Source organism: Acinetobacter sp. NEB 394 (assembly GCF_013374795.1).
In the GTDB taxonomy this organism is placed as follows: Bacteria; Pseudomonadota; Gammaproteobacteria; order Pseudomonadales; family Moraxellaceae; genus Acinetobacter; species Acinetobacter johnsonii.
Window position 1 is genome coordinate 961,718 of record NZ_CP055277.1, and the last position, 17,142, is coordinate 978,859.

General features: G+C 41.2%; 11 protein-coding genes, 2 tRNA genes, 3 rRNA genes and 1 pseudogene. 9 read left to right on the forward strand and 8 right to left on the reverse strand.

Annotated elements, in window-relative coordinates; all coding sequences use genetic code 11:
• Positions 1–22: 22 nt before the first annotated feature.
• The 7 genes and pseudogenes from HUK62_RS04420 to HUK62_RS04450 form a co-directional block, all read right to left on the reverse strand.
• A complete protein-coding gene (locus tag HUK62_RS04420; RefSeq protein ID WP_228723731.1) occupies positions 23–436 on the reverse strand; it encodes a hypothetical protein in 414 nt (137 codons plus the stop codon).
• 150 nt (positions 437–586) lie between these two features.
• Positions 587–1,338 (reverse strand): IS5 family transposase gene (locus tag HUK62_RS04425; protein ID WP_176537189.1). Its coding sequence is split into 2 segments (ribosomal slippage): positions 587–1,002 and positions 1,002–1,338, totalling 753 coding nucleotides; the frame shifts between segments, so codons are not numbered across the junction.
• Positions 1,339–1,388: 50 nt separating this feature from the next.
• A pseudogene (locus HUK62_RS04430) lies at positions 1,389–1,967 on the reverse strand (IS5-like element ISAba31 family transposase); the annotation flags it as partial.
• Between the two features lie 205 nt (positions 1,968–2,172).
• A complete protein-coding gene (locus HUK62_RS04435; RefSeq protein ID WP_176537190.1) occupies positions 2,173–2,997 on the reverse strand; it encodes a carbon-nitrogen hydrolase family protein in 825 nt (274 codons plus the stop codon).
• Between the two features lie 23 nt (positions 2,998–3,020).
• Positions 3,021–3,542, reverse strand: coding sequence for an anti-anti-sigma factor GigB (gene gigB / locus HUK62_RS04440; RefSeq protein ID WP_004979226.1), 522 nt, complete (start codon positions 3,540–3,542; stop codon positions 3,021–3,023).
• 112 nt (positions 3,543–3,654) lie between these two features.
• Positions 3,655–4,623 (reverse strand): RsbU family protein phosphatase GigA, encoded by a 969-nt coding sequence (gene gigA, locus HUK62_RS04445; RefSeq protein WP_176537191.1) that lies wholly within the window; start codon positions 4,621–4,623, stop codon positions 3,655–3,657.
• A gap of 98 nt (positions 4,624–4,721) precedes the next feature.
• Entirely contained in the window at positions 4,722–5,612 is an 891-nt protein-coding gene (locus tag HUK62_RS04450) for a VacJ family lipoprotein (protein ID WP_176537192.1), read from the reverse strand.
• Between the two features lie 550 nt (positions 5,613–6,162).
• On the opposite strand from HUK62_RS04450, the gene HUK62_RS04455 reads away from it, so the two are divergent.
• From HUK62_RS04455 to HUK62_RS04490, 8 genes are all read left to right on the forward strand, one after another.
• Positions 6,163–7,700 (forward strand): 16S ribosomal RNA (locus HUK62_RS04455).
• Positions 7,701–7,761: 61 nt separating this feature from the next.
• A tRNA-Ile gene (locus HUK62_RS04460) sits at positions 7,762–7,838 on the forward strand.
• 68 nt (positions 7,839–7,906) lie between these two features.
• Positions 7,907–7,982 (forward strand) — tRNA-Ala (locus tag HUK62_RS04465).
• A 435-nt stretch (positions 7,983–8,417) separates the two neighbouring features.
• A 23S ribosomal RNA gene (locus HUK62_RS04470) occupies positions 8,418–11,311 on the forward strand.
• Between the two features lie 243 nt (positions 11,312–11,554).
• Positions 11,555–11,669: ribosomal RNA gene (gene rrf, locus HUK62_RS04475) — 5S ribosomal RNA — on the forward strand.
• Together the 16S, 23S and 5S rRNA genes with 2 tRNA genes alongside form the textbook arrangement of a ribosomal RNA operon.
• 463 nt (positions 11,670–12,132) lie before the next feature.
• A complete protein-coding gene (locus tag HUK62_RS04480; RefSeq protein WP_176537193.1) occupies positions 12,133–13,482 on the forward strand; it encodes an aromatic acid/H+ symport family MFS transporter in 1,350 nt (449 codons plus the stop codon).
• 96 nt (positions 13,483–13,578) lie between these two features.
• On the forward strand, positions 13,579–14,301 hold the full coding sequence (locus HUK62_RS18965; protein ID WP_228723732.1) for a hypothetical protein: 723 nt from the start codon (positions 13,579–13,581) through the stop codon (positions 14,299–14,301).
• 6 nt (positions 14,302–14,307) lie between these two features.
• Positions 14,308–14,619 (forward strand): ankyrin repeat domain-containing protein, encoded by a 312-nt coding sequence (locus HUK62_RS04490; protein ID WP_176537194.1) that lies wholly within the window; start codon positions 14,308–14,310, stop codon positions 14,617–14,619.
• Positions 14,620–14,678: 59 nt separating this feature from the next.
• Here the strand turns inward: HUK62_RS04490 and HUK62_RS04495 are convergent, their stop codons facing one another.
• The gene (locus tag HUK62_RS04495) at positions 14,679–15,233 is read right to left on the reverse strand and encodes a DJ-1/PfpI family protein (protein WP_176537195.1); all 555 of its coding nucleotides are present in this window, start codon (positions 15,231–15,233) and stop codon (positions 14,679–14,681) included.
• Between the two features lie 330 nt (positions 15,234–15,563).
• Here HUK62_RS04495 and HUK62_RS04500 point away from each other — a divergent pair, with 330 nt between their 5' ends.
• Positions 15,564–17,018: an RNA polymerase factor sigma-54 gene (locus HUK62_RS04500; protein WP_176537196.1), complete on the forward strand. Its 1,455-nt coding sequence runs from the start codon at positions 15,564–15,566 to the stop codon at positions 17,016–17,018.
• Positions 17,019–17,142: the final 124 nt, after the last annotated feature.

Genomic DNA, 17,142 nt, shown 5'->3' on the forward strand with positions numbered 1-17,142 from the left:
AAAAAATGAAATTTTAGCGGGCTCATTTATTTTGAAATGGAGTGCCTTTAAAAAATGCAAGTTCCAGTGCTCTGTATTCCGTAATGTCATAACCAACTTTTTGTTTCATTAACTCAAAAAATGCTGTAAATGCTTTTTCATTTTTTAGCTCTTCGATCAGCTTTAAATACTCAATATAAGCTCTGGGCTTTTCTAGTCTGTATTTATGTGGTTCTACATTGTTTAGAAATCTAAAAACACGGCTGTCCCAAATCGCATATTGCTTTGGGTTTATAAAATGTAAGAGTTTTGATGTACCAACAAGTGAATTGTTAAAGGTAGTTTTTAGCGTTGTAAGTTGTTGTTCATCGATAAGTTTGCCTTTTTTGACTTCATTTAAGATGAAGAGAACTTTTTCTGTATTTTTAAGATTTAGCGCTTTTAGGATCGTGGGCATCCAAGAATAAGTAAAACTTATTCCGATAACCAAATTCTCTAAATTGATAGATTCTAAATTTTGGAAGTAATTTAAAAAATAAGGATAGGAAAGGAGATAATTTTCTTCAGTCGATTTAAAATTATTTGCAATATTAGGGTCTGTTGAGAATTACCGAGAGTTAATTAAACTCGCGCACAATTGAATCATGGCTTCAAAACTCGTATCTGTTTTACAACTACGCATCGCTATACGTTTAAATTCTTTTAACTTACAGAAATAGTTTTCAATGAGATGACGCCATTTATACATAATCGTATCAAATCCTCTCATTACTTTTCGATTAGATTTAGGTGGGATCACCACTTTCACTTTACGTTCATTGAGTTCTTGGATGAGCCAATCTGCATCAAATGCTTTATCCGCTAGTAATGCTTGAAAATCAACATCTTCAATTAAAGGTTTGGTTTCTACTAAATCGTGATATTGACCAGGCATTAATCGAAACTTAATAAGGTTGCCTAGACTATCCACTAAGGCAAGAATTTTACAGGTCATTCCACCTCGAGATTTACCTATAGACTGTTTGAAGGTCCCCCTTTTGCACCTTGGCCATGTCGATGAACTTTAACAATCGTTCCATCAATCATGGCGTATTCCAAATCAACATCTTCATTTACAGATGCAAAAATAGTTTCAAATACACCAGCTTTCACCCAATCACGGTATCTTTTAAAGACGGTATTCCATTTACCAAAATGAGCAGGTAGATCACGCCATGGACTGCCTGTACGGGCAATCCATAGGACTGCTTCTAAAAATAATCGATTATCTTTTCCACTACGACCTCGATCGGTCACTTTACCTAGGCAAAAAGGTTCCATTTTTGCCCATTGGGCATCAGTAAGTATGTATCTATCCATAGTACTATTATAAATTAATCAGTAGCCTTTGTTAATTCTCAACAAGCCCTAGATTGGCTATTCGTTTTCTTTGGTATATTCGCTTTAGTCCCTGTTTTCCTGATCTGTTCACGCAGTGGTTCTGAATCATAGCCTTTATCTGCACATACCACTTTTGTCTCTTTTAAATCTAATGTTGATATTAAATCAGGTGCAACTTTAACATCATGTGTGGTTCCATCGGTAATCATGAAATCAATAGGATTGCCATGTGCATCAACAATCAAATGTATTTTTGAGGAGTTTCCTCCTACACTTTTAGAAATAGATTGATTCGCTATGCCGGCAGAATGTTGATGAGCACGTACATGAGAGCCATCAATAAAAATCCACTCCATATCGGGGCATGAGGCTAGTAATTTGAATAATCTAAGTAACTTACCGCTGCTTGACCAACGATTAAAACGTTTGAAAATAGAGTTTGAATGACCAAAACAACAAGGAATATCTCGCCACGGATAGCCTGTTCTAATTCTATAGAGAATAGCTTCAATAAAATTGCGTAAATTTGAGTTGTGGTGAATGGATAAATTACGCAGAATAACTTTCAACTTTTGCCAGTGTTGATCTGTCAGCATGGTACGAGGCATAGCGAATAGTAAAATTGGGTTTGGCGATTTGATTTTACTACTTCGCTATTTTTTTAAGCTAAAAGTGTCAACACACCCTAATTTTTAAAAGTAAATAGAGTTATGCATTTTATGAGTGCTAGAGCTACTCAATGAAAGAGCAGCAGTGAATCAATATGAAGTTTTTGTGCGAAGAATAACCTTGTTTTAAACGATCGCAGCGTGATTAAAACTGCACTAATTTTCGGTGTTGCATCAACGGCATGCTTTCACGGATTTGAGCTTGTTCAGCCAAGTCAAAAGGTACCGTAATCAGCTGCGCGCCTGGGTTAAGAATCAAATCCAAAACTTGACCACGGCTATTGGTTGCTGCTGCATGTCCCCAAGTTTGTCTCTTTTCACCATGCCAACCTTGTTGCGCTGCGCCTAACACGATGCTTTGGCTATCCATCGCACGGGCTTGTAATAATAACTGCCAGTGCATTTGCCCCGTGGTGTAGGTAAATGCAGCAGGAGCAGTCAAAATATTTGCACCACGCGCGCGTAAAGTTAAAGCCAGTTCAGGAAAGCGTAAGTCATAGCAAACCATTAAGCCAACATTACCAAAAGGTGTTTTTGCCACAACGACATCTGTACCAGATTCAAAAAACTTAGATTCTTGGTAGCCACCCACAGCATCGCCAACTTGTACGTCAAACAAATGAATTTTGTCATAACGTGCTTCGGTCCGTTCAGGGCTGATGCAAAGACTGACTGTACGAACACGACCATCTTCAATAACAGAACCATCTGGACGGAACGGGCATGGGAGAGTACCCGCGACGATCCAGATCTGATATTGATGAGCAAGATTTTCTAAACGCTTTTGAATGCCTTCAAACTGTGCTGCGGTCTCACGTTGTTTGCCTGCAGCAAAACAAACGAAGTTTTCGGGAAACACAATAAGTTCAGCACCATTAGCTTTACTTTGTTGAATGAGAGACTCAATGGCAAGAAAGTTTGCTTCAATGTCATTTTGAGAGTTCATCTGTACAACAGAAAGTAAAGTCATAAATGGGCCTACAAAATTTGTTGTTATGCGTTTTGTTGCTGTGACACTTGATCGAGGCTGTCTTGTTCTTTTTGCAACTGTTTGACCAAAGGTTCAAACATATTTTGATTACTTTGATTCAGTTTCATCAAAGTCTTATGTGCATCTAGTACCGTGTTTAACATATTACGATGCGTAATGTGCTCTTCCATCAGTTCGAGGGTACAAACATTTGGATCGCCACAGTAGTTTAAAATCACAAAAACCTGCCCTAGCCCCATACTGTTGGCTAAGGTAGTGATATCAGAGTTGGTGGACAACATGACAGCTTGGATATTATGGATCTGTTTAAGCTTTAAGCCTAACTTTGCCAAAATGCCTAACACCGTGCTGTCGATGAATGTAGTTTGAGTTAAATCTACGATTGCACCAACAACATTTGACTGTTGTTCAATACGGTTTAAAAGTTTGTCTAGACTAATACAAGATTGGGCACGCACTTCGCCAATAAGCTTAAAAATATGCGTTCCATTCAAGCTTGCATATTCAACATGACCTGTTGACATATAAATGCCATTTGCAGAGAAGGATAGGAAATTATCCCATAGGGCAAATACTTACTCAAGTATCTAACAGTCTTAGAAGATAGGATATTGTAATAAGTTATTGATAATTTGATTAATTCATTCGACGTAAACTTAAAATAGCAATATCGTCTGCAACATGTTCTGGTGCTTCAAAGGATTGATTTTGCAAATGATAGACCAATTGTGTGAACTGATCATTCAGTCCGCCATTGAAGGGTTCGAGTGCGCCATCGGAACAAATAATGAAGCGGGCATGGCGGTTGAGCACACATTCATGCTCTTCAACTTCCAGTTCTTCAGTAAGGCCTAAAGGAAAACTACTGGTATGTAATATTTTAGGAGCTTGATTTGGCTCAAAGATAATTGCGGGGGGGTAATGTCCTGCACTTGACCAACGAAGTTGATGTGTTTCGAGGTTTAAACTCCCTGCAATCATGGTGATGTGCTTTTCAATATTCTCTTGAACCAACATGCCATTGAGTTTCTTAATTAACCCACGCGGTGTTTTGGCACGACCATGAAAAGCCGCCATCCAAGAGGTTAATAAGCTACTGGTGACCCCATGACCAGATACATCAGCCAAATAGAACATGACTTCTTTATCGCTAATTTTCCAATAATCAAACCAGTCTCCAGACAAATAAGCAGAAGGCTGAAAAAACGTTTCAACGGTGTAGTTTTGGAGTTCTATAGCGTTTGGTAAAAGTCGCTTTTGTAACTCTGCTGCAGAAGGTAAATCTCGACTGTCTTGATTACGCTTATATTGAGCATCAATTTTGAGTAAGGATTGTTGAGGATTGCTGGGGAGTTTATTCCACATCCAACCTGCTAAAGCACCGAGTTCCCATGCTTGGGCTAAAGCACTACCTTCATTTTCAAAGGCAAGGACAATGGTGGGCAGTGTCCATTTATAATCTAAATAATCTTGGATATCAGCAATAGCAATAATAGTCGGGTCATAAAGATCAATGTCTTCTATGCGAATCATTTGCACACTTGGTAGTGTGTCTAGCACCTGTTCTAAATATGGAATATGGCGAGAGGGTTGAATGAAATACATAAAAAAAATGGCTTATCCTTAGCATTAAGCTATTGCTTTACTATAACAAGCAAATTACAGCTAGAGAAAAAAAATTCAACTCTAGCTGCAATACATTGTTATTCCGTATCTAACATTTGATGCGATTCATTGGTTGATGGAGAGCTAGAAGAATCATCATCAATGAACATTCCTTCCGCTTCTTGGCCTTTTTTCTCAGCAATAATGAAGTTTTTACGTTGTAAATAAATATCACGAATTGAGGAATATTTGTCGCCTTGAATCGCACCCTCAATATCAATCAGTTGTGATCGCACATCAATACCACGTAATGTTTGTTCAGCCCAATATAAGCCTTCTTCATTTTCTAAAACGTATCTCTGTGGGCGTGCATAGCCATCGACCACTAAGCCAAAACCATCACGGAAAGTACTTGGTCCAAAAACAGGAAGCACGAGGTATGGGCCAGATGGAACACCCCAATAGCCAAGAGTCGTACCAAAGTTTTCATCTTCAGTTTCTAAACCCAAGCGCGAGGCAGGATCTGCAAAACCTAAAGTAGTTACCGTATTAATGGTAAATCGACCTAAAGTTTTTGCGGCACGGCCGGGACGACCTTGTATAAGTTGGTTTACCGCATTCCAGGGTTCACCTAGGTTTTTACGGAAGCCACTATAAGAGTCACGAATTGGTGAAGGGATCTTTTCTTTATATTCCACCGCAATTGGGCGAACGATCGCACGGTCTAAAGCATCATTGACGGCAAAAATTTGTCTATTTAAAGGTTGAAGTGGATCTTTTACATTATCAGGTTGTGCCGCATTGGCATCTACTTTTAAATCTTTTGCTTTAATATTCTTTAATTCTTTAAGCGAAGAAGATTGGGCTGTTTGCGGATCAGCACTGGTATCTATTTCGCTGGCAGCTGTAGGCGCTACATCTTCAGCAAATGCAAATGTTGTAAAGCCTACAAAGAGTAGACCAGCACATAAGTGGCGAATGTGTTGCATATAAAAGAGTTCCGGAACTTTATAATCAGCAGGTGAATTAAAAAAATAATCTTTTAACTATCTTAACAGCTCTTTATTGCTCATTGTTAAATCAAATTTTAAGAAATGTTAGTAAAAAAGCACCATTTTGCTGAATAAATAAACAAGCGGGAGTTTTTTTATAGAAAATTGAGTAAAGGGGGTTGTGTTGGGTGTGAAATGCTGTAGAATGCACATCCATCGGCGGTGATGTTGATTAAAACTTGTTGAGAAACAAGGATTTAGCCCGAGTGGTAGAATCTAAGAGTCTTGAATGAGTTTGAAAATAATTAACAAAACCAGTTGACTTCTTCTTGAAAGAGAGTAGTATAGCCGACCTAGCTTGCTGATGACGAATCAGTAAGAAGATCATTAAGAGATTATGAAGAACAACTTGTGTGGATTTTTACTGATTGATCGATCGAAAATATTTCATTGATTGAATGGTAAGAATTACTCGAAGTTTATTTGAGAAATATTTGTCAGAAAATTGATGAGCCAAGATTTGTAGCCATAAGCTACTAATGATTTTTAACTGAAGAGTTTGATCATGGCTCAGATTGAACGCTGGCGGCAGGCTTAACACATGCAAGTCGAGCGGGGAAGGGTAGCTTGCTACCTAACCTAGCGGCGGACGGGTGAGTAATGCTTAGGAATCTGCCTATTAGTGGGGGACAACATTCCGAAAGGAATGCTAATACCGCATACGCCCTACGGGGGAAAGCAGGGGATCTTCGGACCTTGCGCTAATAGATGAGCCTAAGTCAGATTAGCTAGTTGGTGGGGTAAAGGCCTACCAAGGCGACGATCTGTAGCGGGTCTGAGAGGATGATCCGCCACACTGGGACTGAGACACGGCCCAGACTCCTACGGGAGGCAGCAGTGGGGAATATTGGACAATGGGCGCAAGCCTGATCCAGCCATGCCGCGTGTGTGAAGAAGGCCTTTTGGTTGTAAAGCACTTTAAGCGAGGAGGAGGCTACTTGGATTAATACTCTAGGATAGTGGACGTTACTCGCAGAATAAGCACCGGCTAACTCTGTGCCAGCAGCCGCGGTAATACAGAGGGTGCGAGCGTTAATCGGATTTACTGGGCGTAAAGCGTGCGTAGGCGGCTTTTTAAGTCGGATGTGAAATCCCTGAGCTTAACTTAGGAATTGCATTCGATACTGGGAAGCTAGAGTATGGGAGAGGATGGTAGAATTCCAGGTGTAGCGGTGAAATGCGTAGAGATCTGGAGGAATACCGATGGCGAAGGCAGCCATCTGGCCTAATACTGACGCTGAGGTACGAAAGCATGGGGAGCAAACAGGATTAGATACCCTGGTAGTCCATGCCGTAAACGATGTCTACTAGCCGTTGGGGCCTTTGAGGCTTTAGTGGCGCAGCTAACGCGATAAGTAGACCGCCTGGGGAGTACGGTCGCAAGACTAAAACTCAAATGAATTGACGGGGGCCCGCACAAGCGGTGGAGCATGTGGTTTAATTCGATGCAACGCGAAGAACCTTACCTGGTCTTGACATAGTAAGAACTTTCCAGAGATGGATTGGTGCCTTCGGGAACTTACATACAGGTGCTGCATGGCTGTCGTCAGCTCGTGTCGTGAGATGTTGGGTTAAGTCCCGCAACGAGCGCAACCCTTTTCCTTATTTGCCAGCGGGTTAAGCCGGGAACTTTAAGGATACTGCCAGTGACAAACTGGAGGAAGGCGGGGACGACGTCAAGTCATCATGGCCCTTACGACCAGGGCTACACACGTGCTACAATGGTCGGTACAAAGGGTTGCTACCTAGCGATAGGATGCTAATCTCAAAAAGCCGATCGTAGTCCGGATTGGAGTCTGCAACTCGACTCCATGAAGTCGGAATCGCTAGTAATCGCGGATCAGAATGCCGCGGTGAATACGTTCCCGGGCCTTGTACACACCGCCCGTCACACCATGGGAATTTGTTGCACCAGAAGTAGGTAGTCTAACCGCAAGGAGGACGCTTACCACGGTGTGGCCGATGACTGGGGTGAAGTCGTAACAAGGTAGCCGTAGGGGAACCTGCGGCTGGATCACCTCCTTAACGAAAGATTGACGATTGGTAAGAATCCACAACAAGTTGTTCTTCATGACGATGTATCTGAGGGTCTGTAGCTCAGTTGGTTAGAGCACACGCTTGATAAGCGTGGGGTCACAAGTTCAAGTCTTGTCAGACCCACCAAATCTGACTAACAAGCATTGTTAAATGCTGAATACAGAAAAACAGAAACATTGACTTATTGATAAGCTGGGGACTTAGCTTAGTTGGTAGAGCGCCTGCTTTGCACGCAGGAGGTCAGGAGTTCGACTCTCCTAGTCTCCACCAAATTTTAAGAATAGAAAACTTAAAGCACTGCTTTAAGGCTTTTCCTTAAAATTTAAGCAAGAAGCTATGCTTCGCGCAGATAGGTTGGATTACAGAAATTAGTAAGTAGATAACTTATTAACTTCTGTGATTTATCACAGTTTCCTGACCTGACGAAGGCTGGAAAAATCATTAACAGAATATATTTGAGTTGAAATAATTTGTTCATACTCGTTTTTAAGATCGACATTAACAGTGATTTATTACTGATTGATGAAGATTGAAGAAATGAGTTACTAGCGAAATTAACTGAATCAAGCGTTTTGGTATGTGAATTGAATTGAAGCTGTACAGTGTTTAAGTACACAGAGCAACAAACTGTAAGGAAGTGATGAGAAATCATCATAGACTGTCTTAATCCTACTTGTAGGGATTAACGACTGTTTGGGGTTGTATAGTCAAGTAATTAAGTGCATGTGGTGGATGCCTTGGCAGTCAGAGGCGATGAAAGACGTAATAGCCTGCGATAAGCTCCGGGGAGGCGGCAAATATCCTGTGATCCGGAGATTTCTGAATGGGGAAACCCACCTGTCATAAGGCAGGTATCGTATGATGAATACATAGTCATACGAGGCGAACGAGGGGAAGTGAAACATCTCAGTACCCTTAGGAAAAGAAATCAATTGAGATTCCCTCAGTAGCGGCGAGCGAACGGGGAAAAGCCCATTAAGTCATATCAGTTTTAGTGGAATGCTCTGGGAAGTGCAACCATAGTGGGTGATAGTCCTGTACACGAAAGGGCTGATATGATGATGTCGAGTAGGGCGGGGCACGTGAAACCTTGTCTGAATATGGGGGGACCATCCTCCAAGGCTAAATACTCCTGACTGACCGATAGTGAACCAGTACCGTGAGGGAAAGGCGAAAAGAACCCCTGTGAGGGGAGTGAAATAGATCCTGAAACCGCATGCATACAAGCAGTGGGAGCCGACTTGTTCGGTGACTGCGTACCTTTTGTATAATGGGTCAGCGACTTACATTCAGTAGCGAGGTTAACCGCATAGGGGAGCCGTAGAGAAATCGAGTCTTAATAGGGCGTTTAGTTGCTGGGTGTAGACCCGAAACCGGGTGATCTATCCATGAGCAGGTTGAAGGTTGGGTAACACTAACTGGAGGACCGAACCCACTGTCGTTGAAAAGCCAGGGGATGACTTGTGGATAGGGGTGAAAGGCTAATCAAACTCGGTGATAGCTGGTTCTCCCCGAAAGCTATTTAGGTAGCGCCTCGGACGAATACCATTGGGGGTAGAGCACTGTTTCGGCTAGGGGGTCATCCCGACTTACCAAACCGATGCAAACTCCGAATACCAATGAGTACTATCCGGGAGACAGACTGCGGGTGCTAACGTCCGTAGTCAAGAGGAAAACAATCCAGACCGCCAGCTAAGGCCCCAAAATTATAGTTAAGTGGGAAACGATGTGGGAAGGCATAGACAGCTAGGAGGTTGGCTTAGAAGCAGCCACCCTTTAAAGAAAGCGTAATAGCTCACTAGTCGAGTCGGCCTGCGCGGAAGATGTAACGGGGCTAAAACTATATGCCGAAGCTGCGGATTTGCAATTTATTGCAAGTGGTAGGGGAGCGTTCTGTAAGCCGATGAAGGTGTATTGAGAAGTATGCTGGAGGTATCAGAAGTGCGAATGCTGACGTGAGTAACGACAATGCGAGTGAAAAACTCGCACGCTGAAAGACCAAGGGTTCCAGTCCAACGTTAATCGGGGCTGGGTGAGTCGACCCCTAAGGCGAGGCCGAGAGGCGTAGTCGATGGGAAATTGGTTAATATTCCAATACTTCTGTGTAATGCGATGAGAGGACGGAGAAGGTTAAGTCAGCCTGGCGTTGGTTGTCCAGGTGGAAGGTTGTAGGCATGTATCTTAGGCAAATCCGGGGTACTCTATGCTGAGAACTGATAGCAAGCTGTACTTGTACAGTGAAGTGGCTGATACCATGCTTCCAGGAAAAGTCTCTAAGCTTCAGTTACATAGGAATCGTACCCGAAACCGACACAGGTGGTCAGGTCGAGTAGACCAAAGCGCTTGAGAGAACTCTGCTGAAGGAACTAGGCAAAATGGTACCGTAACTTCGGGAGAAGGTACGCTGCCGACGGTGATAGGATTTACTCCTTGAGCTATTGGCAGCCACAGAAACCAGGCCCCTGCAACTGTTTATTAAAAACATAGCACTCTGCAAACACGAAAGTGGACGTATAGGGTGTGATGCCTGCCCGGTGCTGGAAGGTTAATTGATGGGGTTAGCGTAAGCGAAGCTCTTGATCGAAGCCCCAGTAAACGGCGGCCGTAACTATAACGGTCCTAAGGTAGCGAAATTCCTTGTCGGGTAAGTTCCGACCTGCACGAATGGCATAATGATGGGGGCGCTGTCTCCAGCAGAGACTCAGTGAAATCGAATTCGCCGTGAAGATGCGGTGTACCCGCGGCTAGACGGAAAGACCCCGTGAACCTTTACTGCAGCTTGACATTGAACTTTGATCTTACTTGTGTAGGATAGGTGGGAGGCTTTGAAACCGAGACGCTAGTTTCGGTGGAGCCAATCTTGAAATACCACCCTGGTAATATTGAGGTTCTAACTCTGTCCCGTTATCCGGGACGAGGACCATGTCTGGTGGGTAGTTTGACTGGGGCGGTCTCCTCCTAAAGAGTAACGGAGGAGTACGAAGGTGCGCTCAGCGTGGTCGGAAATCACGCGTAGAGTATAAAGGCAAAAGCGCGCTTAACTGCGAGACCCACAAGTCGAGCAGGTACGAAAGTAGGTCTTAGTGATCCGGTGGTTCTGTATGGAAGGGCCATCGCTCAACGGATAAAAGGTACTCTGGGGATAACAGGCTGATACCGCCCAAGAGTTCATATCGACGGCGGTGTTTGGCACCTCGATGTCGGCTCATCTCATCCTGGGGCTGAAGCAGGTCCCAAGGGTATGGCTGTTCGCCATTTAAAGAGGTACGCGAGCTGGGTTTAGAACGTCGTGAGACAGTTCGGTCCCTATCTACCGTGGGCGTTGGAAATTTGAGAGGATCTGCTCCTAGTACGAGAGGACCAGAGTGGACGAACCTCTGGTGTACCGGTTGTGACGCCAGTCGCATCGCCGGGTAGCTATGTTCGGAAGGGATAACCGCTGAAAGCATCTAAGCGGGAAGCCTACCTCAAGATAAGATTTCCCTAGGACTTTATGTCCTCTAAAGAGCCGTTGAAGACTACGACGTTGATAGGTTGGATGTGGAAGCATGGTGATATGTGAAGCTGACCAATACTAATTGCTCGTGAGGCTTGACTATACAACACCCAAACAGTTGGTGTTGTGGTTCAAATCACTGCAAACAACTTGATTTAGTTATAAAGCTAGATACATGAGCGAGGAATAAACAAACATTAATTATGTTTGTCCGAGCGCAAGACATAAAGCTATGCTTTATGTTAAAATCAACTCAAATATACCTGTTAATAACTCATTTGATGAAAGTTAGGCACGAAGAGCACTGCTCTGAGGTTAGACCCAACGAATAGTCATAAACAGTTGTGCTGGCGACAATAGCAAGAGTGAACCACCTGATCCCTTCCCGAACTCAGAAGTGAAACCTCTTAGCGCTGATGGTAGTGTGGAGTTATCCATGTGAGAGTAAGTCATCGCCAGCTCATTAATTCAAATCCCCCTAACTTAACGGTTAGGGGGATTTTTTTATGCGAGGAAGATTAAATAATAAACGAATCAATCGTCTAATTGAGGTTTATCATAATTAAATAAAATATCTTAAATAGTCATAATTATTATTTAAATGAATCTTTCTATATCTATTTAATTTTTTGGTTATGAACTAAGTATTATATTTATATCTAATTTAAATTAGGTCTTTATTGTTAATTATTATTTTATTTCATATCAAAAAGCCAAGTGTTAATGGTTGGTTTTATTTATTTTTAATGCGAATTAAATCACTTATTTAGACTAATGTTGAATTTTTATATCACTATAAATTGTGTGAATATAACACCAAATTACTTTGGTGAATGACTTCTGTTTGGGTTGAATTAGCACATTATAAAAACTGAAGGGCGCTAGTTAAAGTGCAATGAAACAATAGCTCATAGGAGGTGAATAATGTCAGCTAAAGCAGTGAATGTGAATGATATTATTGATCGTGCAAAATTTTCGGGGTTCCATTTTCAAGTTGTTGCTTGGTGTTTACTAATTATTTTATTTGATGGTTATGACTTGGCAATTAATGGTGTGGTATTACCATTATTAATGGAAGACTGGGGCTTAAGTGCTGTACAGGCGGGTATGCTTGCAAGTACTGCTTTAGCAGGCATGATGTTTGGTGCAATGATATTCGGCTCTTTGGCGGATAAAATTGGCCGTAAAAAAGTCATTATGATCTGTATTGTGCTTTTTAGCGGGCTTACCTGTGCAGGTGGTTTTGCATCAAATCCAACGGAATTTGCGGTTTTACGTTTCCTTGCAGGACTTGGAATTGGTGGAGTAATGCCAAACCTTGTTGCGCTGACATCTGAGTATGCACCACAAAAAATGCGTAGTACCTTAGTGACTACGATGTTTAGTGGTTATGCCGTGGGTGGTGTAATGGCTGCATTGTTAGGTGCGTGGTTTACTCCAAGTTTTGGTTGGCAAATTATGTTCTTTATTGCGGGTATTCCTTTGTTGTTATTACCTGTTATTTGGAAGTTTTTGCCCGAGTCTTTGACTTTTATTGTGCAACAAAACCGTCAGGCGGAAGCACGTAAAATTGTTCGTCGTTTAGCACCAACGGTGACAGTAAAAGAAGATACAACTTTTGAGCTGCATCAGGTTGATGTGCCAGAGTCTGCAAATGTTGTGAGCTTATTTAAGCGTGGGCGTGCGATAAATACCTTGTTGTTTTGGGTGGCGTTCTTCACCTGTTTACTGACTATGTATGCTTTAAGCAGTTGGTTGCCGAAGTTAATGATGGCAGCAGGCTACTCAATGGACAATAGCTTGATGTTTATGATGGTGATGAACATTGGTGCGGTGATTGGTATTGTAGGTGGAGGGATCTTGGCCGATCGCTTCCATTTGAAACCTGTGCTCATGTGCTTAGGGATGATGGGTGCTGTTGTGATGAGCTTGATGGGCTTCCAATCGAATCAATTCCTTTTATATATTCTAGTATTCTTGGCGGGTGCTGCATCGATCGGTTCGCAAATGCTGCTTTATAGCTATGTCGCTCAGTACTATCCACTTGCTGTTCGTTCAACGGGGATTGGTTGGTCGTCTGCAATTGGTCGTATGGGTGCAATCATTGGACCAATTTTAATCGGGAGTTTGTTGGGTATGAATTTGCCTGCCCACTATAACTTTATGGCTGTGGGTTTACCTGTGTTGATTACTGCTATTGCGGTTGCTCTGATTATGCATGATAGTGACAGCGATAAGATTGATCTTAAAGACGCGTCTATAGCTAAAGCATAAGTTGTGATTCCTTAAAAAGAAAAGCCTCCGAAAGGAGGCTTTTTTTATCTAGTAGATGTATATTATTGATTATAGATATTAAGTATTATTGAAATTATGATCGAGGATTATTTTAAACCTTTAGCTTTGCAGACAGATTTAGGATTGGGGGCAACAGCGGATTCTTTCTATTATGCGGCACAGGCACTAGATGATAATCAAGATACAAAATATGGTTTTGGTGTCGGTGGAGGTAAATTACCAATTCTATATCTTTATAGGCATTCGATTGAACTATATCTAAAATCAGCAATTACTCTCATATATAAGATCAGTTTTAAAAAATCAAAAACTGGAAATGATGATTTCCCAAAATTAGTTGAAAATGGTAAAGAGAAAAAAATATTTAATGTCCATTCAATTAAAACTTTATTTGAAAATTTTTTAATTATTTTAGAAAATAACCGTGATTCTATAGATAGTAGAACAGGATATAACTGGTTTGATATTCCTGAAGAAATACCTATATTAATTAATAAATTAGAAGAATATGATAGTAATTCAACTATGTTTAGATATCCTATTAGTATGGATAAAAATTTAGATTATCAAAAATCTACTTTTAAAAAATGTAATCTTGTTAAAGGAAAAACTCCAAAAGAGTCGAAAAGTGAATCAAAATCTAAGATTTTCTTACTTGTCCATAATGGGAACGATGAAATCATCGAATCATACGTAAGCGATAATGAAGTGTTAAGTGAGATTCATGAAGTTCTAAAAGAGTTATCTGAACAGTTATCAGGATTACACTTTGGTCTGAAATTCGATTTAATTAGGTAACTCATTATGAAACTCAACTCATTCTCTCCAATTCCTGAAAACGATGATGAACTGCATTTACCTGAATTGGTGTATTGGGCGTCTTTAGGTGAACTCGCTGAAGTAGAAAAAAGTCTCGCCAATGTTGTAGATGTGAACTCTACTGATGATGAAGGTTATAGCGCCCTCCAAGCGGCGGCTGAAAATGGCTATCTAGATGTGGTGAAACTACTGGTTGAAAAAGGTGCGAATGTCCACTACAAAGGTGAGTACACAGCGCTTCAACTGGCTGAAATGGCAGAACAAGTAGAAATTATTGAATACTTAAAAAGTCTGTAACTTTTAAAAATGAATAAAAGAGCCTGCTCAATATCAGGCTCTTTTTATTTTATTGCATCTTAAATGGACGAATTGGATTCAAGTTCTTTCAATATTGCTTGATTAAAAGGGGGAAGATCCTCTGAACTACGTGAACTGATGAGTGTCCAACCACCTGCATTACATGTGTGAACGGCTTCATCGACCCATATAGCACCTGCATTTTCCAGATCGAGTCGTATATTTTTATGCGAAGTCAGTTGCTCAGCTTGAATCCGTTCAGCATTAATCAAAACCCAAGGCGCATGACAAATCACAGCTATTGGTTTGGCTTGGTTGCTAAAACTTTGGATAATTTCGAGCGCTTTGGGGTGTTGGCGTAATAAATCAGTATTAACTGCACCGCCGGGGATAATCAGCAAACCGTAGTCGTCATAATGAACATGATCCAAATCGACGTCTGGTGGATAGCTTGCTGCCGATTCTGAGTCCATTTTGACAGTTCGAACATCGTGAGCTTCAATCGCGGCATGAATGCATTCTATGCCTTTGGACTGTAGAAAATGGAGAGGCTGAATTAGCTCATCATGCTCTACGCCTACATTTGAGGTTATAAACAATACTTTTTGAGTCATATAACCCCCCCCCTAAAAAATGTCTATGCTTTAGCCTAACAAAGCAGAATGATACAGATGTTTTGATTTAACGGACTCTTGTAAGTAAGTGAAAGCAGCCGATGTAGTGTTTCGTGTAACTTTAGTCTGTGTGAAGGTATTAATGATCCTTTTCAATAATTGATATGCACTAAGAACATCCATAAAGTCTAAAACTATGTAGGAAATGAAAAAACAATCTGCTCAAAAAATGTAGGTTTTTTGAATTTTCTATGCTATAAAAAATAAAACGGCACAAAAATTGCTTATAAAGCGTGCTTTAAAAATAGTTGTATTGATGAGTAGGGTTTTATGAAGTTATCGGTTGGATTGAAAGTTTCGAACTCTTTGTCGCTAACCCCCCAATTACAACAAGCTATTCGATTGCTTCAATTGTCGAGCCTTGAACTTGAACAGGAAATTCAGATTCAACTCGACAGCAATCCACTCTTAGAAAAAGTAGAAGAACAGTCATCTATCGAAAGCTTATCCAGTGTGCAAGAGCAAGAACAGGATAAGAAAGATTTAACCAATGAACTCAACGCAGATCATTTACCCGATGATTTACCGGTCGATACCGATTGGGATGATGTTTATACACATCAACCGACCAGTTTGGGCGCGGCAGAATTTGAAGAGCGAGAAGATAATCGCCAAGGTCATTTGGGCTTAAAAGAGCATATGTTGGAGCAAATCAATCTGTTGCATTTTTCGCAAGTAGATATGTTGATTGCTTATTGCATTATTGACTCGTTGGACGATAAAGGTTTTTTAGACAGTGATATTTCAGAAATAACGACTTCTGTTCAGCATCTTTTAACCAGCATGGACTATGACGACGAAGTTGAAGATGATGAAGTGGTTGTAGTGCTCAAGCATATTCAGCGTTTAGACCCACTTGGCGTTGGGGCGCGGAATCTTGCAGAGTGCTTAATGGTACAGTTGGAAGCCTTGCCGATGCAGACCGCGTGTCGAAATGATGCCATAAATCTGCTGAAAAATTATGAACTATTGATCAGCAATGAACTGGCAAAACTAATCAAACAAACAGGTTTAAATCAAGAGCAGCTCAAGTGTGCGGTTGATTTATTGAAAACGCTAAAAGCACATCCAGGACTTGAGTTTGAAGATAAAGACTCGGATTATCAAATTCCTGATGTCGTGGTAATGAAGAAAAACGAACAATGGCAAGTGGCTTTAAATCCTGATGTGATGCCAAAACTTCGTGTGAACTCGTTTTATGCCAATATGATTAAGCGTGCTGATCAAAGTGAAGATAATCAGTATTTACGTAATCAGATGTTGGATGCGAAAAACTTTATTAAAAGTGTCGATGAACGCCATAAAACTTTACTGAAAGTGGCGACATGTATCATTGAACATCAACGTGCATTTTTAGAAATTGGTGCTGAAGGGATGAAGCCTTTGGTACTTCGAGATATTGCAGAAGAAGTTGAATTGCATGAGTCGACCGTTTCTCGGGTGACCACCAACAAATATATGCTGACGCCACGCGGCTTGTTCGAATTGAAATATTTCTTTTCAAGTCATGTGGGGACTACTTCAGGTGGTGAAGCATCTTCAACTGCAATTCGCGCCAAGATTAAAAAATTGATTGCTGAAGAGAATGCACGTAAGCCTTTGTCAGATAACGCAATTGCCAATCTGTTAAAGGACGATGGAATTGATGTAGCACGTCGGACAGTGGCAAAGTATCGCGAATCGTTACATATTCCGTCATCTTCTGAACGAAAAGTCTTGATCTAAAATTTAAAATCTGACTATTCTAGAGGTTCATTATGACAACATAATGAACCTCTTTTTTCTTTAAGGAATGGCTAAAATGATTTGATGTTTCTATGCGCGCTGGTTGTTTTGCAGTCATTAAATC